Source organism: Planococcus sp. A6 (genome assembly GCF_028823615.1).
Classification (GTDB): domain Bacteria; phylum Bacillota; class Bacilli; order Bacillales_A; family Planococcaceae; genus Planococcus.
On the sequence record NZ_JAPEHT010000049.1, the window covers coordinates 1 to 23883 of the forward strand.

A 23883-nucleotide genomic window follows, 5' to 3' on the forward strand; every position below is an offset into this window, starting at 1 on the left:
ACGCCTTACTGCTTGATGAGCCGACCAATCATTTGGATTTGCCGTCGCGTGAACAATTGGAGTCGACCTTGGCGGACTACCGCGGCACGCTTCTCGTCGTGTCGCATGACCGCTATTTGCTCGACAAGGCGACGGATGGCAAATTGGTGTTTGAAGGCGGAACGATTCGGAAGCAGCTCGGGGAAGCGCCGCCAAAAGAAGCGCTTGGCAGCACCGGTGAACTTCGGCTGAAACTTGAAACGGAGCGTCAAGCAGTGCTCGGCAAACTGAGCTTCATGCAGCCGAAAGACAAGGGCTACGCAGAATTGGATCGGCGCTTTGTGGAATTGACGAGAAAACTGAAGGAACTGGAGTAGAGAGCGATAACGAAAAAGAGACGGACGCGGCCGTCTCTTTTTTTATGCCAAACGGCCGTCTTTCATGGTGATGACGCGGTCTGCGTAGGCAAGCATGTCTTCTTCGTGGGTGACCATCAGGGTGGCGATGTTCAATGTTTTCGTCAATTGCTGCAGCAATTCCATTACTTCGCGCGACTTGGTGGAGTCCAAACTTGCGGTCGGTTCATCCGCGAATAAAAGCTTGGGCTGGTGGACGATGGCCCGAGCGATGGCCACTCGCTGCTTTTCGCCGCCGGACAGCGAAGCGGGATAGGCGGTTTTCCGGTGGCCCATGCCGACCGACTGGAGTATTCGCGCGGCTTCACCGCAGCGTTGTTTTTTCGAAAGCGGGGAGCCGGCCGTCTCGAGCATGAGCAGCAATTGTTCTTCGGCCGTGAGAAATGGCACGAGGTGCGCGGACTGGAACACAAAGCCGAATGCTTCCGCACGGATTTGGCGAATCTGTTCCTGGTTCATGGCGGTCAAATCCTCGCCGTCAAAATGGATCTCGCCTCCGGAAGCTGGCTGAAGCCCCGCCGCGATTGTTAGCAGCGTGCTTTTGCCGGAGCCGGATGACCCGACAAGGGCCGTGATTTCACCTTCCACCAGCGACAAGTCGACGCCTTTTAAAATTTCCTCCGAGACTTCACCAGTCGTGAAGCTCTTTTTGATGTTGCTCGTTGAAAAAATCATGCTTATCCTTCTCCTTGTTGAATGGCTTGAAGCGGTTGGGCCTTGCGGATTTGAAAGCCTGAAAGTGTCGCTCCGGCAAACCCGATGGCAAAGAACACCGCTGATAATTGAAGCGTGATGCCGATCGGCAAGTAGAACGGCATGTCGCCTGGTGCCAGTGTCGCGAACACTTGGCTGACGGCAATCGATAAGATGAGCGCGATCGCGGTGATGACGAGCATCTGCACCCAGATCATCCGGAACAAGGCGCCGGTCTTCACGCCGATCGCTTTTAAGATGCCGTACAGCCCGAGCTTCTGGATGTTCATCATATAGAAGAAAATCGCGAACAGCATGCCGCTGATAACGACCAAGAACCAGACAATCATCGACAGCGACAATTGCTCGGCGCTATAGCTCGGCAAAGTGTTGAGGAATTCTTCTGTAGAGAAGCTTTGCAAGCCGGCGATTGCCTCGGGTTCTGCCGCCTTTGGGACGAACAGCATTTGCAGGTCTTCCGTGCGGTACATTTCCGCGTAATCGTCCGGATGGATAAAGGCGACAGGTGCATGGCTGTATTTTGCGCCGTCTGAAAAGCCGGCTACGGTAAATTTGTCATCCAACTGGCTATTGGTGAAGCGGTCGCCTTTTTGGATGCCGTCTTCTTCGAGCGAGCGGTCGAGGATGATCTCGCCTTTTGCAACCTCAGGAAATTCAGCCGAACTGGTCGATGTGACGAATGCGACACTTTGCTGTTCGTCTTGTTCATTTAATAAAAAGCCCATTTGGATGGAGAATGCAAACGCGCCGTCGTTTTCCGACAGGACTGGTTGCTCTGTTTCGGTGTCGATTACGGATAAGGCGTGGGTTTCTTCTGCCGCCGTTTCCATATAGATCGTTCCGTCCGGTAAATTCTTGATCAGGGCGGCATTGTCTTGTGACAAGCCGTTCGCGAGCCCTGAGATGATGAAGGTCAATAAGCTGATCAAAAAGACAATCGATCCGAGAATCACGAATTTCGTTTTGCTTTTCTTCATTTCTTTCCATGCTAAGTTCACGTTATTCGCCTCCGTTTTGTTGTACTTTCAGTCTATAGAGGCAAGATGAATGGAAGGTGAACGGGCGTTGACAGTTTGGAATAAAAAAAGCCCTCCGGTTGTGGAGGGCTTTGAGTCTATGCAGATGATGAGGCGGGAAGAATAACAGTTACGGTGGTGCCGGTACCTAATGTGCTGTCGAGTTCAATCCTTCCGCCGTGGAGCTCGATGATTTCCTTGGCGATCGATAGGCCAAGGCCGGAGCCTTTTTGGCCGCGGGTGCGGGCTTGGTCGGCGCGGTAAAAGCGCTCGAAAGCATGTTTCGTTTCGTCCTCTGTCATGCCGATGCCGTAATCGCGCACCGTAACATGGACATGGCCATCACTTTGCGTGAGGGTTACATCGACCGAGCCGCCCTGTTCGCTGTATTTCACTGCATTGGTCAACAAGTTTTCCCAGACAGTTTGAAGCAGCACTGCATTGCCTAGTGTATAAGCTGGGGTGAGCTGGGCGGACAGCGCCAGTTCTTTGTCGTCGAATGCATAGCGCAAATGACTAAGTGTCGCATGCAATTGCTCGTGGAGTGCGACGGTCTCGAGCGCTTCAGGCGTTTCCTTGTCGACCGATGCTAAGGTCAAGAGTTGGGTCGTCAATAGAGACAAGCGCGCCGTCTCTTCGCGGATGATGTCCGCGTAGTGCTGCTTGTCGGAATCGCTAATGCCCGGTTTTTCCAACAAGCCGAGATAGCTTTGGATCGTATGGAGCGGCGATTGGATATCGTGGGAGACGTTATGGACGAATTCCTTGCGCTTAACGGTCGACTGTTCAATGCGCGAGCGCATCAATAGGAACTGGTCGGCGAGGCGGCCGATTTCATCCCTCCGGTCGATCGCAAGTGGCACGTCAAACGTTTCCGTCGCCATTTTCTCGGTCGCTTCGGTCAATTTCGTGATCGGCTGGATCAACAAGCGCGCAACCAACAGCATGCCGAGAAAGCTTAACAGCACGATCCCTACGGCCAAGCCGCCGAACAACAGATGAAGTTCCTGGAACAATAGCTCGATGTCGGGCCGCAGGAATAAAGCATAGGATTCACCGCCGAGTGTCACGGGGACGCCGATGGAATTTTGCAGTTCATTGGCGAAAAAGCCGGTGACGAAAGTTTGGCGTGGAAAATCACGGATGCCGTTGAAGGTGTCGCCGCCGAGCACGTGCTGGACGTCTTCTTGGGCGATCGTTTCATCGCGGAATTTGCCGCCGAAGCGCGAGACATCGCTGCCATCTGTCAAATACAATTGATAGCCGGCGTCACCGAGTACGTCGAGTGTACTTTCCACTTGGTTCGGCGGCAGGCTGTTCAAATGGCCGGCAAACGATTCGGCAATCGCCAGGTTTTTGTCGTTATTGTCTTCTTTCAAAAATTGGTGATACAGCGTATTCATCGCGAAAAATGAAATGGCGCTGCTGATGAGCATCGTCAGGAATGTGAACCAGATGAATTTGACGTACAAGCTCATGAATCGGCCTCCAGTTTATAGCCGACGCCGCGTACCGTGACAATCTTGACATCCGGCGCGAATTGCTCGAGCCTCGTGCGCAGCCGTTTGATGTGGACGTTGATGGTCTGCTCGTCCCCTTGAAAATCGAGCCCCCATACGCTTTCGATAATGGCATCTCTTGTAAAGACGTGGCGCGGTTTGGAGGCGAGCAAGGCAAGTAGCTCAAATTCTTTCAATGGAATGAATGACAAGCCGTTCGGCGAGCGCAGTTCGTAGCTTTTCAAGTCGATCGTTAAAGACCCTGCCGTAAGGGTATTGTTTGTGGGGTGGTCGTAACGGCGCAAAATCGCTTTGACACGGAACAGCAATTCCTTGGATTCGAACGGCTTGACCAAATAATCATCAGATCCAGCGAGAAATCCGCGTTCCTTGTCTTCGATGTGGTGGCGCGCTGTCAAGAGGATGACCGGGATATCGTAGTCTGTGCGAATGCGTTCGGTTAATTCAAAACCGTCGATTCCGGGCATCATGACATCGACAATCGCTAGGTCTACCGGTTGCTGTTCGAGACGCGCCAATGCCTGTTCACCGTTTTCGGCGGATATCACTTCGTAGCCATGTTGCCGGAGCTCCCCGGCAACAAACTGAAGCATATGTAAATCGTCGTCTACTGCGAGAATGCGGATCATGTAAAACCCTCCTTGCCTATTAGTATAGGACATCGTGCGAAAAGGCGTTAGATTTTCCTTTCCTGGATGAAGTTGGCTTGTATAATGGAAAGAAAACAACTGCAGTGCAACCGGTTTTGCTGCGGGGATAAGAGGTGCGGGCGATGAGTGGGATTCACGTACATAAAGAACAAGATTGCTTAGGGTGCAGACTGGCAAACGGCGAACTGCCGGTGCACATGGTGTATGAAAACGAGTGGGTCGCGTGTTTTTTGGATCACGATCCGTTTAATGAAGGGCATGTGCTCATTTTACCGAAAGCCCATTACCGTTTTATTGATGACATGGATAGTGAGACGGCACTCGCCACTTTAAACGCGTCACAAGTGATGAGTCGGGCCATCCGGGAGCTTTACGCGCCATTTGGCATTACACAGACGCAAAACGGCGGCGGGCCAGATGAATTGACGCATTTTCATTTGCATATCGTGCCAAGGGAGAAAAACCAGCCCTTCGCGAGCTTTTATACAGGAGATGAATGGGAAAACGAATCGCTGAAGAAGCGATTAGCCGAAACAAAAATCCGGTTGTCGGAGGCTGTTGAAGCGCAGTTCTCTGAATTTCCCAGGAAATAATAAAGGGATCAGGAAGGAAGACATTATGCCAAAACGAATCGATGAACAAGCGCTCCATCAACAACATTACGCGGAAATCCGCGATAAAGTGGCGAGCGACCCTTATGCCAAGTCGCTCGGCATCCGTTTGACGAAATTCGAAGAGATGCTAGCTGAAGCGGAGCTGGTGGTGCAAGATCATATGGTCAATGCCTACGGAACTGCGCACGGTGCGGTCATTTACGCACTCGCTGACCATGTCATGTCGGTCGCAAGCAATGCGCACGGCAAAGCATCGGTCGGTTTGTCGACTAATGCCCAGTTTATCCAAGCAGCAAAACCGGGAGACCTGTTGACGGCGCGCGCGATCGAGACGAAGCGCAATTTTCGCGTCGGTTTCTACCGCGTCGAGGTGCTGCGCGGAGACGAGATAATCGCGACGGTTGACGGGGTAGCGTACCGGAAAGATCAGTATTTCGTGGAAACAGATGACGAATGAATCTTCGGATAGGAAAGGGGGCGTAGATGTGCTATTGACGATTCAACCGGAAGAGCTGACCGAGCGCTGGTATGATGTGTTCGAACAAATTGAATGGACAGAAGTATTGCTGTTCTTGTTTTACGTGGCGTGTGTTTTTCTCGTCAGGGCAATTGTGCTCGGCATTTCTCGCCGCTTAAGCACCAATCGGGTCTTCCGCCACGTTGACCCTGTGCTCCGGAGCTTGTTGAACTGGGCCACAACCTATGGGATTTTGCTATTTATGATTTTTTATTTTTCCAATTCGGGCTGGATGTTCGATCGCCTGTTTGAAATCGGCAATGTCGAAATCACGGCGTTCCTATTAATCCTTGTCGTCTTGATTGTGTCGCTTGCCAATCGAGCGTCGAAAATCATCACGCGCTATATTTTGCCGAATGTCTATCAGCGCTACCACTTGGACCGTGGCATGAGCTATACCTTCGATAGGATGTTCCATTATACGGTGATGGCCATCGCCATCGTCGTCAGCTTGACGACGGTCGGGTTGGACTTAAGCGCCTTGACGGTGTTCGCCGGTGTGCTTGGCGTCGGGATCGGTTTTGGTCTGCAGAACATCGCCTCGAACTTTATTTCGGGCATCATCTTGCTGTTCGAGCGGCCAATTAAAGTCGGAGACCGGGTGATCATCGATGATTTGATCGGCGATGTCGACAAGATTTCTATGCGCTCGACCGTCATCAAGACGATTCACAATGAACACGTCATCGTGCCGAACTCCTATTTCCTGGAGGAGCAAGTGGTTAACCGCTCCTACGGCGATCCGCGCATGCGGCTTGTGGTGCCGGTCGGTGTCGCATATGGGACGGATGCAGACAAAGTGAAAAGGGTATTACTGCAAGCGGCGCAAGAAGAAGAGCAAGCGGGCGGCATCGTCTTGTCAGATCCGGTGCCGTTCGTCAATTTCGCTGCGTTCGGCGAATCGTCACTCGATTTTGAGTTGATGGTCTGGATCGACAACTCGAACCAAGTCATCGCCACAAAAAGCGCATTGAATTTCCGCATCAACCGGCTGTTTGCGGAACACGAGATTGAAATCCCGTTCCCTCAGCGCGATCTGCATATTAAGAGCATGCCTGACATGAAGCAGCCATGAAAACCTTCTAGCGTCATGGATTTTACATCCGCTTAAAACAAGAGGAGGCACAACAGATGAATGAATTTGCAGAGTACTTGGCGAAAATCGACAACCCGGATCACCGCGAACGGGTCGAAGAAGTGTTGAAATGGGTCATGGAAACTTATCCTCAGCTCGTCCCGCGTGTTGCGTGGAATCAGCCGATGTTCACCGATCACGGCACCTTTATCATCGCGTTCAGCACCGCGAAAAAACATATGGCGGTGGCACCGGAAAAAGCAGCGATCGACCGCTTCGAGCAGGACATTGAAGCAGGCGGCCATTCGAGCACAAAGCAATTGATCCGCATGAGCTGGGACCGCCCTGTCGATTACGCATTGCTGGGTAAACTGATTGAATTCAATATCGAAGACAAAGCGGATTATGAGAAGTTTTGGCGATAAGCGCATGCGCTTGGAGGAAAGGTAGAAATAATAGGTCAAGCATTCTAAACTTCATTTTTACGGGAAGCTTCATTTCGATTAAAATCGAAAATAATTATAGATTTCATACTTAAAAAAGAATGTCCCGGCGACATTCTTTTTTCTATGGAAAAATAGGTAGACATCAGAAATATATTAACGGGACTAAATGATGTATAATCCAGTAGGAATTGAAAATTAATAGGAATAAAATGCACTTAAATAGTATTTAATAACTACTTGGAAGCGGGAATTGCACATGTTAAATAAGTTTTTATCGACTAAAGATGGATTTACTTTAGTGGAGGTATTGGCATCCATAGTGTTGCTGACATTGATTCTGACGACATTTTTGATGATGTTTGCCATGGGTGCCAAAACGAATGTGGCTTCAGAAGCCATTTTCGACAGCACTTACGAAGTTCAAAATGAGTTGGAAAAAATCATTGAATTGAGTTCACGTCCAGCTGTCCCAGAAAATCGTCTTTTCATCATCCAAGAAGAACTTGGTTATAACAGACAGCCAAACTTATTGAAAAGTGGAGTAGATTGGTACGTTTTTTCAAAAGATGTTCAACAATATAAGATGAATATTTATCTAGAGAAAACGGAAGCTCGGCTAGCAAGAGTATTGGTTGAACTGGTGGAAGAACCTAATACGCATCCCAAAGCGCAGATGGAAACGGTATTGACATGGGAAGGTGAGGCGCCATGAAAAAATGGATGCTCAATGACCGTGGTATTAGCCTAGTTGAATTGTTAGCAGTGCTGGCGATTGGCTCGATTATCTTAAGCTTAGTCATCGGTATTATGGTCAACGGACAAAAAACGTATAGCCAGCAAACGCATTCCGCTGAACAGCTAACGGAACTACGCTACGCTATAAAAGTCATTACGAAAGAAGTCAGAAGTGCTGAAAAATTGACTATCGTTGAAGACCGATTGGTAGTTCAAAGTAGTGGTCGTATTGTTTTCGAATTGCGAAATGGCCAGTTGTGGCAGGATGGTTCAGTTCTGGCAGAACGAATTAGTGAGCTGAAGTTTGAGGTGGAAGATCGAATATTGGCTATTTCCATGGAGACGGATGGCACAATCGGCAAGAAACAAGAAGTGAATGTGCAAATTTATCTGCGGGAAGGTGTCGAAATTGAAAAAGAGAATTGATGCTTTGTCATTATGTAAAAGAGAGTCTGGCTACACGATGGTCACGGTTGTCATGCTGTTGCTTTTATTCTCTATATTGGGTATGGCATTGCTTGCGATCACAATGAATTCGATGAAGCAATCGTCTGGTGAGGTTAAAAGCCAGTCAGCCTATTATATTGCCGAAAGCGGAGCGACATTAAAACTGCAAGAAGTTGAAAAAGCAGCAACTGATTTGGCTCAGGATACCTCTTTAAGCCAAGTCTTATTCTACCGCGAGTTGGAAAAAGCCGTTTTATCTGCCAGCAGCGGAAACCAATTGATTCCTGAGGATTTCTCTAATTTTGAAATGCAGCAAGGCGAACAGCCTCAAGCAAAAGTTACAACAGAGTTAGTGAAGGTAAATGCCGACACCGGCAGCCGCGAATATCAAATTGTTTCTAAGGGCATCATCGGAGGCCGCGAACGAACAGTTTCCATGCCTCTTACACTTAACTATACTGAAGGGGGAGGGTTTGTCATGCCTAAAAATCTAGGCGTCTATGCCAAGAGCCGCATGGTGCTGACTAATGGAACAATCAATGGCGACATCATCATGGACAACCCTGCCCCTCAGGTATTGGAGATAGATGGTGATCCCACCGTCAATGGCAAGGTCTACGTGCCGCTCAATAGCACTGGAAATGTTTTTAAGTCTGACAGTAAACAAAAATGGTGGTTCGATCAGAAAGGACCTATAGTTGAAAAAGGCGGAAATGTCCAGGAGATGAAATTGCCGCCTTTTCCACAGCCTTTTCCCAGCTATCCAATGATGGCGGACCAAAAAATTTCGAAAGATGGAAATACACATGAGCTAATCACAGGCGGTAATATAAATGTAACGAATTATATAGTTGCTGATGTAACAATAAAATTAGAGCAGAATGTAAGTGCTAAAGTAATCTCATTTAATTCAAGTAGGAAGTTGACTTTCGATGTAGGGAGTAAGGATATATCACTTGTAGTTGACAGTATTGCAGGATCAGGTCACTTAGATGTTAAAAGCCAACAAGGAGGCAGTTTAACACTGTACATTCGTGACAATATCAGTATTGAAGGCCATTTAAATAAAAGTAGAGGAAAAGATTTATCGATTTACATAGGCTCCTCTGTAAACTCAACAAAACCAAAAACTCTTATAAGCTCAGGGTATGCTGAGTTCAATGCATCGCTTTATGCAAAAGATGCCAACATTAAAATTGTTGGATCTGCAGGTTTTAAAGAACAACTTATAACGGGTGGTTCCTCTGTTCAAGTAACTGGGGGGGCAAGCGCTCAATCAGACACAACTGTTATCTATGCTCCGGACGCCACTGTTGAGTTAGTACAAGGAGGTAGGCTTGTGGGGGCGGTGGTTTCTAATGTATTTAAATTGAGTGGAGGGGCTACTGTGCAAAGTACTAATATTGATTTAAGTGACAGTCCTTTCTTCGAAGAAACCGGCGGCGAACCTCAAGTAAGTGTAGACAGTGGAGCGGCCTTGGAACAATAGGCGATAATCAATGCATCTAAAAACCCTTCGTACTCTAACTAGAGCGCGAAGGGTTTTTAGGTTATGAAGCTGCATTGGCCGCAAGCGGTGCTGCCGCCGGCTTGCCGAAATAATAGCCTTGGAATAATTCGTAGCCTTGTGCTTTCAGCCATAGGAAATCCTCTTCGGTTTCGATGCCTTCAGCAAGCGGCGTTGAGCCGACTGCCTGGGCTTTCTCGAGGAAGCTCTGTGCGACCGCTTGCTTAGCGGAATCGTTCGCCACTCCGTCGACGTATTGCATGTCGAGTTTCATGAAATGCGGCTTCAATTCGTCGAGCACTTCAGCGGTGCTATAGCCTTCGCCGACATCGTCGAGTGCGTATTGGAAGCCTCTCGATTTGTAATAGCCGAGGATATGTTTCAAATGCTCGAGGTCATCGACTTTCTCGGATTCGACGACTTCGAACACCAATTGGTCCGGATCGACGCCTGTCTGGTGGGCCAGGTCGATCGTCGAACGCAGGCAAAATTCGGGCGAGTAAATCGAAGTCGGGATAAAATTGATGAACGCTTTTTCACCGGACAGTTGGCCGGCCGCGCGAACGGCGGTCATCCGGCAGACGCGGTCAAGTGCATACAAGCGGCCGCGGCTTTTCGCGGCAGGGAAGATCGTATTTGGATAAATGACCTGCCCGTCGGCATCGTGGAATCGCGCAAGCATCTCGTAGGCGAAAACATTGCGGTCTTGATCGACGATTGGCTGGAAATGGGAAACGATGCGCTCGTTTTGGATGACTTCATCGATCCATTCCATATCGAATACTTGGCGCATATCGGTAATCGGCTGGTAGCTTTCCCGGTTGATGCGGAATTCGGCCAACTCGGTTTCCAGCAGGTCTTCGCAAAAACTCAAAAATTCACGTGCGCCGAACTCGCCCATGCGCAGCCGGCTGTCTTTCAAAGAGACGTCCAAGCCTTGGCGCTCTAGATGATCTATGGCAATGGGAATGATGGAATGGTTTAATTCACCGCTCAGGCGAATATCAAATGTCAGTGTCGAGACAGAACAATTATTGCAATTCAAACATGCTCCCCCTTAAATTTGTGGTAATTAAAGTATATCGGATGTGACTTAATTCACAAGAAGTTTTTACAAAATTAGCTTTTAAGGCATAAAAGACAAAGTATATACCAAAAAATGGTTACCTTTATGATATTGCTTTATTGCTGCGAGTCGGAAGCTTTGCCTAGCTTCCTGTGAAAACGCTAAAATGGGAATATTAACTTTTCGGGAGGCGATAGGATGAACGAAGAAATAATGTTTCGGCAATGGAAAACCTGGCGCGGCATGATCATCAAACTGTTGGATAAGATGAGTGAAGAAGAAGCGGACCAAATGCCGACGCCGTTCCGCAACTCGATCCGCTGGAACGCGGGGCATCTGGCCACGGGAATCGATAGTTTCGTTTCGAAATCACTCGACACGGAGCCGTTTTTGCCGGAACGCTATAAAGAATTATTCGCCAGCGGCACATCTCCGCAAAATTGGGAAGGCGAAGTGCCGTCATTAGAAGAACTTAAGCAAGTGCTGCGCGACCAGCCCGACCAAATCGAGCGTGTGACCGCCGGCAAGCTCGACAGTAAATTGCTCGAGCCGTTTCTCGGCATGGAGACGCTCGGGGAAGTCTTGGCGTTCATGATTTCACATGACGCGCTTCATCTCGGAACGATGAGCGCCATCTGCAAAACGATCAAAATTCAATAACTAGACAAAAGCCCCGACTGAATCTGCAGTCGGGGCTTTGTTACAGGAGTATGTCATTGTCATTTCCATGGTCATATTGGCGTGCCTGCCCTTATACAAAGTGGTATACTGAAAGCAATTCATTGGAAAAGGTGGCAGGCAGAATGTCTTCATTTACGGAGTTTTGCGGATATATCACAGCGAGCCCGCGTACGCTCGCTGAACAAGTAGTGGACCGGGTGCTTGCGAAAATCGACCAGGATATCCCGGCAGAGGAACGCTTGCGCGCGGTGGACATGTACGAAGAATTGCTTGGCTATCTCGGCGAGACCATCGGCAATGAAGCCGACCTTGAGGTGCCGGACGCACTCATCGAGTGGAGCAAGCAAAATGCAGAGATGCAAGTATCTTCCGGCGGCAAGATTTCAGAGATCGTCGTGCGTTATCCACCGACGCGCGTCGTCATGGCGGAATTGTTCACGGAACTGAGCGTCAAATCAGGGCTTAGCTTAGAAGAGAACGCGCTGGTCATCAAACGCATCAACACCTTGCTCGATGTCAGCCTGAACGAAACTTTCTTTGCGTTCGAACGACTTCAGGAAAAATACGAAGCGGAAATGCAAAGCGAGATGATTGCGCTGTCGGCACCGATCGTTCCAGTCGCGGACGATGTCGTCGTCTTGCCGTTGATCGGCTATCTCGACAGTTACCGAGTCAACCACATTTTGACGAATGTCATCCCGCACATTGCGGAAATGGATGCATATCACGTCATCACGGATTTCTCGGGCGTCTTGAAGATTGATGACCAGACCGCAGAAGCGATCCACCATATCGGTAGCACGCTCAGCCTAATGGGCATCCACGTCGTCGTGGCGGGGCTGCGCCCGGATTTGGTGCAGACCATCGTCCAGTCCGGCATTCAATTAGCATCGGCGGATGCCTATGCGACCGTCAAGCAAGCGCTGGAAAGCTTGGAGAAAGTCGAATCGTAAGCAAAGCCGGACTCTATAGGGGTCCGGTTTTTTTGTGGGGTTTAGTAAATATTTCCGTGAAACTGCCGATAATAAAAGAGACAGCCCAATAGAATGGACGTATATGAAATTGTAAATTTTTTCATTTATCCATTCAGAAGGTATTGTGAGAAACGTGATAATAAGCTATCGTTTGGAATAAATAATTCATCTTGATATCAAAGTAAAAACTTATAGCGGAGGCCACTTCATGAACGAAACGCAACAATTGGAACAGCGCATCCAAGAGCTGATGGCGTTATGGGATGCATCGAAAGAGCTCAATTCCCATCTTGAGCAGGATAAAGTGTTCGATAATATTTTGCAGCAGATGATGCATGTCATCGGCGCGGAAGCGGGGACGCTATGGATTGTGGATACAGATGGGCAAAATTTGCAGGCCGTGTCGGCATTCGGTGCGGCAGCCGAAGAAATTCTCGATGTGAAAGTGCCGAGAGGGCAAGGCGTCGTATGGAAAGTGCTCGAAACCGGCCAGGCCGAGCGCATTGAAGACGTCACGCGGCATGCCGATTGGAATGAACGGATCGACCAGAAGAGCGGATTCATCACGAGTTCTCTTTTGACGGTGCCGTTGATCGTTAAAAGCCAATTGCTCGGCTCTTTGCAATTGCTCAACAAGCGGGACGGCGAATTTTTTACTGAACAAGATCTGCGCCTAGCAGAAGCGCTGGCGCATCAATCTGCGCTCGCGCTGCACAATAGCCAAATGTACGATGAGCTCAACCGCATGCTCATCAGCATGATCCGAACGCTCGCGACGCTGCTCGATGCACGCGACCCTTATACAGCAGGGCATTCGGGACGCGTCGCGAATTATGCTTTGTGGATCGCGCAGAAAATCGGCATGGCGCCATCTGAATGCGAAGAACTGTATAAAGCGGCGCTCTTGCACGATATCGGAAAAATCGGCATCCGTGATGAACTGCTCCAAAAACCCGGCCGCTTAACGAAAGAAGAATTCAGCGCAATCCAGCAGCATACAGTGATCGGTGCGGGAATTCTCGCGAACATGGAGCCGCGGCATGCGATGGAGCGAGCGGTGGAAACAGCAAAATCCCACCATGAGCGCCTGAACGGCAGCGGTTATCCAGAAGGGCTCGAAGGCGATGCGATCCCGCTGTTCGCACGCATCGTCGGCGTCGCGGATACCTTTGATGCGATGACCACCGTCCGTCCTTACAGCAAAGGCTTCACTCCGCAAGAAAGCGCAGAAGAATTGCTGCGCTGCCGGGGTGAGTTGTTCGAAGCGGAATTGGTCGATGCGATGATCTCGATCTTAGAAGAATGCGATTACGACTTAAGTACGTATAAAACAGAGCGGAGATACCGGATATGAGCATGTTTGATTATTTACTGCTGGGCCACTTGGTCGGCGATTTTTTGTTGCAGACTTCGTGGATGGCGAAACACAAAGCTACCCAGTGGCTGCCGCTGCTGGCGCATGTGTCGGTGTACACGGCGGTCATCGCGTTGTTCGGATTATTTGCAGGCGGCTTGTCGCTTCCGGCGATTGCGCTCGTCTTCTTCAGCCACATCGCGCTCGACCGGCGGCGTTTTGTCCAGTTTTGGGTCAAGCGCATCCAAATGACCACAGGATCCGAAAGCAAATGGCTCACGATTGTCGCGGACCAGATTTTCCACCTATTGTTTCTGGCTTTGGCGATTGCGTTGACATAGGAGTGAACGATGATGAAATTGAAACCGAAAGTCTACATACTGGAACAGGAATTTCCAATTAACCGTGAAATGGCGTGGCAGCTGCTCGCCGACAATAACCGGATGAATGACGCGATCGGCTTGTTCCCTGTATCGTTCGGGCAGGCGAAATCGGAGACCGGCGGCGTGTTTTACCGGGAAGCGGCAGCGAAAGTGATGGGGCTTGTGCCGATGAAATGGCAGGAGTTTCCGTTCGAATGGGAGGAACAGGAGTATTACATGGTCGAGCGGCGATATTTGTCGGGCCCGCTATTGTATTACAAATTGAAAGTCGAGTTGTCCGATGCTGCCGGTGGCGGCATGCAGACGAAAGTCCGCTTAACGGCCGAGTTCGCGCCGCGCAATGCACTCGCCTATCCGGCCATCCAGACGACTGGGCTGCCGGCGGTCAAAAAGATCATGCTGTATTTGGAGAATGTCCAATTGGATGCACAGTCATCCAAACTAGCGAAACCGGCCGCACCGAAAGTGAACCATGCCGAACTTGATCGTCTGTCGAATGCGTTGCGTGCCTATCCAGTCGTAGAGGAGTTCATTGCGCAGCTAAAAGCGCATCTCGCTGAAAGCAGCGACCAAGACGCGGCGCAATTGGTGCCAAGCCAACTCGCGAAGCGCTGGGGAATGGACAGTGAGCAAGTGTTGAGGGGCTTGTTGTACGCAACGAAAATCGGACTCTCGGACATGAGCTGGCACGTCATTTGCCCAAATTGCCGCGTATCGAAAGACGATTACCGCAGCTTGTCCGAGCTCGAACAGCAATTCCATTGCGACTTGTGCGGCGTCCTGTACGATGCGAACTTCGACCAGTCTGTTGAGTTGCAATTTGCGGTGCACCCGAACGTCCGCCAAGCCTATGCAGAAGTGTATTGCGTCGGCGGCCCGGTGATCACGCCGCATATTAAAGCACAGCGCATCGTGCATCCTGGCGACACAGCGAAATTTTCGCTAGCGGATCAGGCGTCAATGCGCTTGAGGGTGCTGCAAAAAAATGATCAAGTGCCAGTCGGGCAAAAGGGTTCGTTCCGTTATACGGAAGCGGGATGGATAGAGGAATCACGGGAAGCATCGAACATTTCCGTCATCAACGACAGCGAAAAAGATATTGTCGTCGCGCTGGAAAACGCCGACTGGAGTGAAGATACGGTGACGGCGGCGAAAGTGACCGCCATGCAAGAATTCCGTGATTTGTTTTCGTCGGAAGTGCTGGCGCCGGGGCAGAAAATCGCCATCGGACATGTGACGATTCTGTTCACCGACCTGAAAGGCTCGACCGCGCTGTACGAAGAAGCGGGAGACGCCAATGCCTACGGGCGCGTGCGGGGCCATTTCGATTTTTTGACCGAACACATCAAAGAGAATTCAGGCAGCGTGGTCAAGACGATTGGCGACGCGGTCATGGCGGTGTTCTCAAAACCCGCGGACGGCGTCAAAGCAGCGCTCGCGATTCAGGAAAAACTGGGCGCCTTTAACGAACAAACACATGATACACTGCTATTAAGAGTCGGCTTATTCAGCGGGCCGGCCATCGCCGTCAACTCGAACGACCGGCTCGATTATTTCGGCCGCACCGTCAATCTAGCCGCGCGTGTGCAAGGGCAGGGAGATGCGGGCGAAGTGATCATCAGTAGAGCACTGTTTGAACAGCCGGACGTGGCGAAGCTGTTAGAAGGGCAAAGCTTATCAATCGAGTCGTTTACCGCGGAGCTAAAAGGCATCGAAGGCGAACAAGATTTGGTGCGTTTGCGCATGCACGAGATGGCTCATATAGAAGCAGGTTAAATCAGGTTCATATAGAAAGGAAGTCAGCTATGAAAATCCAAACCGAACAATTCGGCGAACTCGAACTTGAAGATAATCGTTTACTCACATTCGAACGTGGCATCCCGGGATTCGAAGAGGAAACGAAACTTGTCTTACTTCCGGCAGACCCATCAGGCGACTCGCCGTTCTTTTTCCTCCAGTCCACCGAGAATGTAGCAATCAGCTTCTTCATGGCGGATCCGTTCGTCTTTTTGCCGGACTATGAAGTAAAGCTCGATGACGCGTTAACTGGGCAATTGAAACTGGACGATCCGTCCGATGCAATCGTTTTAGTAACGGTCACGCCGAATAAACAAATCGTGGACGCGACAGCGAATTTAAAAGCGCCGGTCGTCATCAACAACCAGCAGCAACTCGGCAAGCAAATCGTTCTGAATAATCCGAACTACCAAGTGAAACATCCGCTGTTCCAACAAGCGGCAGGGCAGGTGTAAGGGATGCTCGTACTCGGACGCAAAGTCGGCGAATCGATCGTCATCGACGACAATATCGAAATCACGGTCACTTCCATTGAAGGCGATCTCATCAAACTGGGGATTTCCGCACCAAAAGAAATTCCGATCCACCGGAAAGAGATTTATTTGGAGATCCAGGAAGAGAATAAGAACGCGGTATCGAATGTGATTGATATTAGTGATTTTTTGAAGATGAAAAAATAAAACCTGAAGCAGGCAACTAGTCTGCTTCAGGTTTTTTTAGTTGGTTCATAAAATTTACATAAATAAGATAAAAAATTTCAAAAGTTTTTTAGAAATTTTTTCAAAAAAGCTAAACATTTCTAAAAGCAGACCGATAAAAAGAATGTAAGGCAGTCCAAACGGATTTGGGCGCTTGCAAAAAAACAAAAAAACATTACACGGAGGTAATACACAATGATTATCAATCACAACATCGCAGCACTTAACACGCACCGTCAAATGGGCCAAGCTCAAAGCGCACAAATGGAAAGTATGGAGAAATTGTCTTCAGGACTTAGAATCAATAGTGCTTCGGATGATGCAGCTGGTCTGACAATTTCTGAAAAAATGCGCGGACAAATTCGTGGATTAGAAAAAGCTTCAACTAACGCTCAAGACGGCATTTCGATGATTCAAACTGCAGAAGGTGCTTTAAGTGAAACTCACGATATTCTGCAAAGAATGCGTGAATTGTCCGTTCAAGCAGCTAACGGTACGAATACTGCAGATGATCGTGGAGAAATTCAAAAAGAAATTGATCAACTAACTGAAGAAGTAGATCGTATTGCTAATTCTACTGAATTCAATTCAACAAAACTTTTAACGGGTAATCTAGGTGTAGATGTCCAAGATGGTACAAAGCTTTCTAACGTCTCTAAGACAGCAAGTACTCAAGCAGGAACATTGACGATTGGTGGAGCAGATGCAACTTCCTTAGCAACCACTGCAACTACAGGTTCAATTACAACTAATACCAATGGATTCATGAATGCATCTGGCTCTATCACAATTAACGGAGCAACAATGAATGTCACGACTAATACAAAAGTTGATGATGTAGCAGATTGGGTAAACTCCAATGTTACTGGTGCGAAAGCTACTTATAATGATAGCACTAATGAAATCACTTTCGAATCAACAGCCACAGGCAGTGATGCTAAATTAGAATTAGAAACTAGTGTTGCTAGTTTGTTTTCTGCTGGTGGTGACGATTACAGTAGTACAAATGCATTAACGGATGCTGAAGCTGGAGCTTTAAATGGAGCAGATGTGAATTTGGCAGGTGTTTCATTTACAGATTCTGAAGGCGACCTGGCCTCTTTTGCTACTGAAGGGAACAAAGTAACAATCACATCGGGCTCACAAAAAGGATTAGAATTTAGTATTAAAGATCTTGCAATTGATAATCAGAGTATTACTGTTGGAGGCGATATCAGTCTTCATATTGGTGCCAATGAAAATCAAACAGTTAGCGTATCAATCGATGCTATGGATTCAAACGCTTTGGGAGTTGAAGACATTGATGTAACAACACCTGCTGGCGCGGAAAAAGCTATCACATTAATTGACAATGCTATTAAATCTGTATCTTCTGAACGCTCAAAATTAGGTGCAACTCAAAACCGTCTCGATCATACAATTAATAACTTGAATACATCAGCCGAAAACCTAACAGCAGCGGAATCACGCATTCGCGACGTTGATTATACCGAAGCCGCGTAATCGAGTGGAGGTACAGTCGTCCTGATTGGTAACGATCAGAGATTACGACCGGGTGAATTGCTGGAAAGCCCTGATAGCTTTTATTGCCACAACGTAGTTGGAAACGACAAGCGTGACGGCTCGAGAAAATAAAAGATTGGGCAATCAGCAGCCAAGCTCCTGTCTCGAAAGAGTGGAGAAGGTTCAACGACTAGGATAGACCATCTAAGGCGCAAGCTATGGTGATGAAATCCATAGGTGACACAGTGTCCATCAGCACTGAAAGATCCGAAGTGCCCGGCCCCTACTAGTTTAGAGGGTGAAGATATAGTCTAGTCATTTATGAAAGTAAATGTTCGCACGATGGCGAAAGAAATGATGGAACAAACTAAGAACTCGATTCTTGCACAAGCATCACAAGCAATGTTGGCTCAATCCAATCAAATGACTCAATCAGTTTTACAACTGTTGAGATAATTGATTTTAGGGCGTCTAACCGGGTAACGGGTTAGAGTATAACTGGGTGAATTGCTGGAACTTCCTAAAGCCCCATCAACCACAACGTAACTGGAAACGGTCGGCGTGATGGTTTGAAAATGACGGGGATGCACCAATGGATAATCAGCAGCCAAGCTCCTGTGAGGAAACTCTGGAGAAGGTTCAACGACTAGGATAGACCGTCTAAGGCGAAGGCTATGACGATGAAATCCGTAGGGCGGCAAGCGCCGTTCGAAGTGCCCAGCCCCTCGAATGTGAGGGTGAAGATATAGTCTATTCTATGATCGAAAGACATAGCGGCAAAGCAAGCCAACCAAGCACCACAGCAAGTTCTTCAATTGCTACGTTAATTTTAAACACCAAAAGGAGCCTGATTTTAGGCTCCTTTTTTTATAAGCAAGTTCACAAGGAGGAGTTCATATGGATATCGCTGCTTTATCGATGTCACTCAGCCAGATGAATGTCCGGCAGGAAGCAAGCGTGCTTGTAACGAAAAAAGCGATGGATCAAGCCGAGACGAATAGCGCAAGTGTCGTGAAAATGCTTGAGCAATCCGTGCAGCCGCATATTGGCGGTTCGATTGATTTGAAAGGCTGAACTTAAATATGGAAAGAGGCTGGGGAATATTTTCCCCAGCCTCTTTCCATTAGAGAGGAAACTTCTAAGTTTCGCGAATTTCTCTCCATTTATAGACAATAGACCAATAGCTCCGACCTAATTTTTTTGCAATTGTTTTATCCGTAAAGCCCTGGCTTTTCATCAACCGGATTTGATTGCATTCTTCTTCTGAATAGTTTTTGTTGCGTTCAGATGAACTGGCGATGACTGCGTATTCTGGATGCGACTCTCTGTATCTTGAGATTTCCTTTTCGAAACGAAAATCCCAATTTGTCTTATAGAACATAGAGGGGCAGTCCGAGGCTTCTTTATAGACAAGCTGAAGAAACTTCAATGTTTCGCTTACTTTTGTGGTTTTTAGCACGTAGCCAAACCCATCTTTTCTTTTATTTAGTCGCATTTCTATCGAGAAGGTCAAAAAAATGTGAGTTTGTAACTTACTAAGGTCTTCTCGTGAAAAACATTGCAAATATAGATAGATGTGCGGAGTGAGATAGATTCGCTTTTTTCGATTGTTCTTATCCACTGTTATGGACAATGATCCGTCATCTAAAAATAAGGTGGTAAGAAAAATAGGGAGGTTACAGAGTTTTAACATTTCGTCGGAGATGACTTTATTTCCATCGACACTATAAAAGTGAGGGAATAGTTCAGTGAAGAGCGGAAGAGAAGGGGAGAGTAGTAGAGTGTTTCTGGAATTAAAATAAAAATAGGAAGGCAATAAATTATACTTCCAAATGCGATAATCAAGTTGCTGGATACTGAAATGTTCTCGGTAACTATTATTTTTTCTGCGGGAACCCGGGTAGATTTTTGTGATTTCACCATCCCCCATAATGCTTGCTATTAATACATTTTGTTCTATAGCAGTCAGGTTCAATAACTCCACTGAAACTCCCCTCCATTAAGAACGTTTGTTCCCTTTTAATTATATATCTATTCTATTTTAAATACTAGCTGGAGAAAATTTTTAAGTAGTTTTCAAAGTTGTTTAAGCGTGAAACGGTAAAAAGTCATAGCTCTCATTCTAAACAAAACTAACTGGTCTGCAGCCTACCACCAATCCGCCTATTCTTTTTTCCTACATCTTCTTGTAAACTAAACGAATAAATGGAAACGGAAGGTGTGGAAGAGTATGATGGGGCCGATCAATTCAAATTGGCTGTTTCAGTCGGCGATGAGTTCGCTTCAGCAGTCGTCAGCAACAAACGGAAGCGGAGCGGCGAATAGCCAAATGCCAGGGATGGCGGGACCGGGGTCGTTTATGATGCTGTTGATGGCGGCAATGATGGAAAATGTCCAGCAAATGCAAACGCCGATGCAGCAAGCGCCAGCCGCGAACAACTTGTCTTTCACGACACTGGCAAGTTCTTCGTATAATCCGGCCGTCGCGAATCTGACGATGCAGCATAAAGATGTGGCCACGAGCGCTGCCGACCAAAGCGATTTGAAGTTCCGGCCGGTGCAGTTTTTGAAATTGGATGGGCAGCTCGACGGGAAATTGAGCGGCACCGCTGTGCATTTCATTGAAGCTGGCAAGAAATACGATATCGACCCGAATCTATTGTCTGCGATTGCTGTGCACGAAACCGGAAACGGCTCATCGCGTGCGGCAAATGAAAAAAACAATATCGCCGGCATGATGGGCAAAAATGGGCTGCGCAGCTATGAATCGGTAGCTGACAGCATTTACGACATGGCGCGCAATTTGCGGCAGAATTATTTGAACCAAGGCAAGGAAAGCATCGCGCAAATCGGCGCGAAATATGCTCCGGTCGGCGCAGCGAATGATCCGACCGGCCTCAACAACCACTGGACACAAGGCGTCAGCAAATTTTATACGCAACTCACATAAGATAAGGCAGGCTCTTTACGGGCTTGTCTTATTTTTTTGATTCTATACTAAAAAAATCCAGGATCGTGCCGATAATAAGGATAGAGAGCTTTTTAGACCGATTTGAGAAGACGGGGAGTGTCGTCATGGAAGTCACTAATCAATTAATGCCACATCTTCAAGAGGCCAGCAAAATAGATCCAATTGTTGCAAAAGAAACGGGAATCCCTGAAAAAAATCAATTCCAAGAACCCGCTCAAGCTATCACGAAAGAAATGGTGACAGATAAAGTCGCCGTCATGAACGAATTTTTAGTGCCAACTGAAACCAATATTAAATTTCAGCTGCACGAGCAATTGGAAGTGTATTACGTGCAAGTGATCGATACAAAAACCGATGAAGTACTAAGGGAAATCCCGAACCGGAAGTTCTTGGATATGTACGCCTCGATGGCCGAAATTACGGGCATGATGATCGATGAAAAAAGATAAGACAGGAGTGAACAAGCTATGAGCGCAATGCGAATCGGCGGATTAGCTTCCGGGATGGACACCGACTCCATCGTAAAACAAATGATGCAAATACAGAAAATGCCATTGGATAAACTGATGCAGCAAAAAGTCTGGACCGAGTGGCAACAAGAAGCGACACGCGAACAGAACCTTACGTTTTCGAACCTGCGCACGAGTGCCAGCAATTTGCGCCTTCAATCGAGCTTCAATGCGTATGGCGCAGAAGCGACAGGGTCTGGGAGTACGAAAGTGACACCGGGTGCCACGGCGATGAACGGGAATTATGAAGTGCAAGTGCATTCCCTGGCGACTGCGGCGAAAATGAATTCCGAAGCGAAAATCGAGAAAGCAGACGGTGAAGCGGCGAAATCGACTGATGCAATTGGCGTCGCCGGAAAAATTGTTATTCAAGTCGAAGGCAAGGACGATATCAATGTGAATATTGATGCAACTACGACCTATGCTGATGTAGCGAAAAAGCTTCAGGAAGCGACAGCTGGCAAACAGCCGGCACTGCGCGTCAACTTCGATAATACGACTTCCCATTTCTTTGTCTCTTCGAAAGAGCTTGGTTCCGCCCAGAACTTCACCTTGTCGTTCCAAAATGCGGACGGCACCGAAAATAATGCACTTGGTAAACAGATTACCGGAGTGGAACAAGCATCGAAGGCTTCAAGCATCGCGACAGATGGCTCCGTCAGCCTCGATGGCATCCGTGTCGACGGGTTGACGAGCAATAAAACAACCATCAACGGCTTACAAATTCAATTGGTATCGGTCGATGCAGTAGCAACAGACACGACTCCAGGCACTTCAACAAAAGTTCGTATACAGGCAGATCCAGAAAAGCCGGTGCAAATGATCAAAGATTTTGTAGACTCTTACAACAAAGCCATCGAAGATCTCCAAAAGCAAATTGTTGAAAAGCGCTATCCGGATTTCCAGCCCCTTTCTGACGAACAGAAAAAAGACATGAGCGAAAACGAAATCGAATTATGGGAAGAAAAAGCTCGCAGTGGGCTGTTGCGCAACGACCCAATCATGAAATCTGCGCTGCAAGATCTGCGTCGCGCGTTCATGGATAGCGTTGGGGGCGCAGGTGAAGGAAATATCAGTATGCTGTCGGAGATCGGCATCAGCACCGGAGATTACCGGGAAGGCGGCAAGCTCTTTATCGATGAAGATAAGCTAAAAGCCGCTCTTTCCGAGAAACCAGACGAAGTGATGAATTTGTTCACGGTCCGCAGTGAACAAGGCGACGGCGTCGGCGCTCGCGTATACGATACGCTTAATGACATCGTCCAAAAATTGAGCTCACAGGCGGGTAGCCCGTCAAGTGCTGTTGACAATAGCACGATGAGCCAGAAACTGCGCCGCATGGAAACGGAAATCACGCGCTGGCAAGACCGGTTGACGAGCATCGAAGACCGTTACTGGAGCCAGTTCACCGCGATGGAAAAAGCGCTCAGCAAAATGAATTCGCAAAGCGCTTGGATGCAGCAGAATATGTTCGGAGGCATGTAATGGAAAAAAGAATCGATGGGCTCACCGAATTTCTGGCGCAGACACAAGCGATTTATGAACAAGCACAATTGATTGATTTAGATATGGATAAAAATGAACTGGCACAGCTCAAACGGCTTCAGGAATTGTTCGATAGCCGACAAGAGACCATCGAAGCGCTCGCTGCACAAGGAACGAGCGAATGGTCGGCGGATGAACAAGCGATCATCGCCAAAATCCAGCAGACAGAAATCCAGCTGCAGCCGCTCATGCAAACGGTGCAGGAACAGTTTTCGGCACAGATGACCCGGCTCGGCCAAACGCGAAAAGTATCCGGGAAATATGCCGGTGCTTACCGCCAGACCGCGAGCGGCGGCTCATTTATCGACCAACGCAAGTAAGAGAGGGGCACTATAATGGCAACAATCAATCCATACCAGACCTACCAGCAAAATTCCGTCATGACCGCATCTTCCGAGGAATTAACCTTGATGCTCTATAACGGCTGCTTGAAATTCATCAAACTCGCAAAAAGAGCTATGCTAGATAAACAGTTTGAAGAAAAAAACAAAAACTTGCTGAAAGCGCAGGCTATCATTCAGGAACTGCGCAGCACCTTGAATCCGGATATCGCGCTGTCGAAAGAACTCGAACAGCTCTATGAATACCAAAACAACTCGCTCATGGAAGCGAATATGAAAAACGACGCAGCGGCACTCGACGCAGTTCTCGCAGATGTAACAGAACTGCGCAACACCTGGAAGCAAGCCATGGCATTAGCAAAACAATAAGGGATATGTTGGGTTGAATAACTGAGGGAGAAACTTAAAGGAACCGCTTCAGGCGG

29 protein-coding genes are annotated in these 23883 nt (G+C 48.1%); 23 read left to right on the forward strand and 6 right to left on the reverse strand.

Going from position 1 to position 23883, the window contains the following annotated elements; translation table 11 throughout:
* A partial coding sequence (locus ON064_RS09050) for a P-loop NTPase family protein (protein WP_483879760.1) occupies positions 1-356 on the forward strand: 356 nt, incomplete at its 5' end.
* Positions 357-398: 42 nt separating this feature from the next.
* On the opposite strand, the gene ON064_RS09055 is transcribed toward ON064_RS09050, so the two are convergent.
* The 4 genes from ON064_RS09055 to ON064_RS09070 all read right to left on the reverse strand — a co-directional run bounded on the left by ON064_RS09055 (position 399) and on the right by ON064_RS09070 (position 4274).
* Positions 399-1070, reverse strand: a complete 672-nt coding sequence (locus ON064_RS09055) for an ABC transporter ATP-binding protein (RefSeq protein ID WP_274624491.1) — start codon at positions 1068-1070, stop codon at positions 399-401.
* A gap of 2 nt (positions 1071-1072) precedes the next feature.
* Positions 1073-2107, reverse strand: a complete 1035-nt coding sequence (locus tag ON064_RS09060; protein WP_274624492.1) for an ABC transporter permease — start codon at positions 2105-2107, stop codon at positions 1073-1075.
* A gap of 116 nt (positions 2108-2223) precedes the next feature.
* A complete protein-coding gene (locus tag ON064_RS09065; protein WP_274624493.1) occupies positions 2224-3603 on the reverse strand; it encodes a sensor histidine kinase in 1380 nt (459 codons plus the stop codon).
* Positions 3600-4274: a response regulator transcription factor gene (locus ON064_RS09070; protein WP_274624494.1), complete on the reverse strand. Its 675-nt coding sequence runs from the start codon at positions 4272-4274 to the stop codon at positions 3600-3602. Before ON064_RS09070 ends, ON064_RS09065 begins: the two co-directional genes overlap by 4 nt.
* A gap of 143 nt (positions 4275-4417) precedes the next feature.
* Between ON064_RS09070 and ON064_RS09075 the strand changes: the two genes are divergently transcribed.
* From ON064_RS09075 to ON064_RS09105, 7 genes are all read left to right on the forward strand, one after another.
* Positions 4418-4888 carry an HIT family protein gene (locus ON064_RS09075; protein WP_274624495.1) on the forward strand — a complete coding sequence of 157 codons (471 nt, stop codon included), beginning with the start codon at positions 4418-4420 and terminating at the stop codon, positions 4886-4888.
* Between the two features lie 25 nt (positions 4889-4913).
* Positions 4914-5366, forward strand: coding sequence for a PaaI family thioesterase (locus ON064_RS09080; protein ID WP_274624496.1), 453 nt, complete (start codon positions 4914-4916; stop codon positions 5364-5366).
* Positions 5367-5394: 28 nt separating this feature from the next.
* Positions 5395-6501, forward strand: a complete 1107-nt coding sequence (locus ON064_RS09085) for a mechanosensitive ion channel family protein (protein ID WP_274624497.1) — start codon at positions 5395-5397, stop codon at positions 6499-6501.
* 56 nt (positions 6502-6557) lie between these two features.
* Positions 6558-6926 carry an iron chaperone gene (locus ON064_RS09090; RefSeq protein WP_274624498.1) on the forward strand — a complete coding sequence of 123 codons (369 nt, stop codon included), beginning with the start codon at positions 6558-6560 and terminating at the stop codon, positions 6924-6926.
* Positions 6927-7203: 277 nt separating this feature from the next.
* A complete protein-coding gene (locus tag ON064_RS09095; protein ID WP_274624499.1) occupies positions 7204-7659 on the forward strand; it encodes a prepilin-type N-terminal cleavage/methylation domain-containing protein in 456 nt (151 codons plus the stop codon).
* Positions 7656-8108 carry a PilW family protein gene (locus ON064_RS09100; RefSeq protein ID WP_274624500.1) on the forward strand — a complete coding sequence of 151 codons (453 nt, stop codon included), beginning with the start codon at positions 7656-7658 and terminating at the stop codon, positions 8106-8108. Before ON064_RS09095 ends, ON064_RS09100 begins: the two co-directional genes overlap by 4 nt.
* Positions 8092-9618, forward strand: a complete 1527-nt coding sequence (locus tag ON064_RS09105) for a pilus assembly PilX family protein (protein ID WP_274624501.1) — start codon at positions 8092-8094, stop codon at positions 9616-9618. Before ON064_RS09100 ends, ON064_RS09105 begins: the two co-directional genes overlap by 17 nt.
* A 61-nt stretch (positions 9619-9679) precedes the next feature.
* Here ON064_RS09105 and ON064_RS09110 read toward each other — a convergent pair whose 3' ends face one another.
* Entirely contained in the window at positions 9680-10681 is a 1002-nt protein-coding gene (locus ON064_RS09110) for an EAL domain-containing protein (protein WP_274624502.1), read from the reverse strand.
* A 219-nt stretch (positions 10682-10900) separates the two neighbouring features.
* On the opposite strand from ON064_RS09110, the gene ON064_RS09115 reads away from it, so the two are divergent.
* The 10 genes from ON064_RS09115 to ON064_RS09160 all read left to right on the forward strand — a co-directional run bounded on the left by ON064_RS09115 (position 10901) and on the right by ON064_RS09160 (position 19166).
* A complete protein-coding gene (locus ON064_RS09115; RefSeq protein WP_274624503.1) occupies positions 10901-11362 on the forward strand; it encodes a DinB family protein in 462 nt (153 codons plus the stop codon).
* A 143-nt stretch (positions 11363-11505) separates the two neighbouring features.
* Entirely contained in the window at positions 11506-12336 is an 831-nt protein-coding gene (locus tag ON064_RS09120; protein ID WP_274624504.1) for an STAS domain-containing protein, read from the forward strand.
* 229 nt (positions 12337-12565) lie between these two features.
* Positions 12566-13711, forward strand: coding sequence for a GAF and HD-GYP domain-containing protein (locus ON064_RS09125; RefSeq protein WP_274624505.1), 1146 nt, complete (start codon positions 12566-12568; stop codon positions 13709-13711).
* Positions 13708-14052, forward strand: coding sequence for a DUF3307 domain-containing protein (locus ON064_RS09130; protein WP_274624506.1), 345 nt, complete (start codon positions 13708-13710; stop codon positions 14050-14052). The genes ON064_RS09125 and ON064_RS09130 overlap by 4 nt, the downstream gene beginning before the upstream one ends.
* 9 nt (positions 14053-14061) lie before the next feature.
* Positions 14062-15870, forward strand: coding sequence for an adenylate/guanylate cyclase domain-containing protein (locus ON064_RS09135; protein WP_274624507.1), 1809 nt, complete (start codon positions 14062-14064; stop codon positions 15868-15870).
* A 29-nt stretch (positions 15871-15899) separates the two neighbouring features.
* Positions 15900-16346: a flagellar assembly protein FliW gene (gene fliW / locus ON064_RS09140; RefSeq protein ID WP_274624508.1), complete on the forward strand. Its 447-nt coding sequence runs from the start codon at positions 15900-15902 to the stop codon at positions 16344-16346.
* Positions 16347-16349: 3 nt separating this feature from the next.
* Positions 16350-16571 (forward strand): carbon storage regulator CsrA, encoded by a 222-nt coding sequence (csrA, locus tag ON064_RS09145; RefSeq protein ID WP_058382099.1) that lies wholly within the window; start codon positions 16350-16352, stop codon positions 16569-16571.
* Between the two features lie 213 nt (positions 16572-16784).
* Positions 16785-18092, forward strand: coding sequence for a flagellin N-terminal helical domain-containing protein (locus ON064_RS09150; RefSeq protein ID WP_274624509.1), 1308 nt, complete (start codon positions 16785-16787; stop codon positions 18090-18092).
* A 354-nt stretch (positions 18093-18446) separates the two neighbouring features.
* Positions 18447-18548: a flagellin gene (locus tag ON064_RS09155; protein ID WP_274624516.1), complete on the forward strand. Its 102-nt coding sequence runs from the start codon at positions 18447-18449 to the stop codon at positions 18546-18548.
* Between the two features lie 441 nt (positions 18549-18989).
* Positions 18990-19166, forward strand: a complete 177-nt coding sequence (locus ON064_RS09160) for a YjfB family protein (protein ID WP_211652903.1) — start codon at positions 18990-18992, stop codon at positions 19164-19166.
* A 64-nt stretch (positions 19167-19230) separates the two neighbouring features.
* Here the strand turns inward: ON064_RS09160 and ON064_RS09165 are convergent, their stop codons facing one another.
* A complete protein-coding gene (locus tag ON064_RS09165) occupies positions 19231-20076 on the reverse strand; it encodes a DNA endonuclease (RefSeq protein WP_274624510.1) in 846 nt (281 codons plus the stop codon).
* Between the two features lie 246 nt (positions 20077-20322).
* Between ON064_RS09165 and ON064_RS09170 the strand changes: the two genes are divergently transcribed.
* The 5 genes from ON064_RS09170 to fliS all read left to right on the forward strand — a co-directional run bounded on the left by ON064_RS09170 (position 20323) and on the right by fliS (position 23827).
* Complete coding sequence (locus ON064_RS09170; protein ID WP_274624511.1) at positions 20323-21042, forward strand: glucosaminidase domain-containing protein; 720 nt, start codon at positions 20323-20325, stop codon at positions 21040-21042.
* Between the two features lie 125 nt (positions 21043-21167).
* The gene (flaG, locus tag ON064_RS09175; RefSeq protein WP_274624512.1) at positions 21168-21512 is read left to right on the forward strand and encodes a flagellar protein FlaG; all 345 of its coding nucleotides are present in this window, start codon (positions 21168-21170) and stop codon (positions 21510-21512) included.
* Between the two features lie 18 nt (positions 21513-21530).
* On the forward strand, positions 21531-23057 hold the full coding sequence (gene fliD / locus ON064_RS09180; protein WP_274624513.1) for a flagellar filament capping protein FliD: 1527 nt from the start codon (positions 21531-21533) through the stop codon (positions 23055-23057).
* Positions 23057-23437, forward strand: a complete 381-nt coding sequence (fliT, locus tag ON064_RS09185) for a flagellar protein FliT (protein ID WP_274624514.1) — start codon at positions 23057-23059, stop codon at positions 23435-23437. Before fliD ends, fliT begins: the two co-directional genes overlap by 1 nt.
* 15 nt (positions 23438-23452) lie before the next feature.
* Positions 23453-23827 carry a flagellar export chaperone FliS gene (fliS, locus tag ON064_RS09190; RefSeq protein WP_274624515.1) on the forward strand — a complete coding sequence of 125 codons (375 nt, stop codon included), beginning with the start codon at positions 23453-23455 and terminating at the stop codon, positions 23825-23827.
* Positions 23828-23883: the final 56 nt, after the last annotated feature.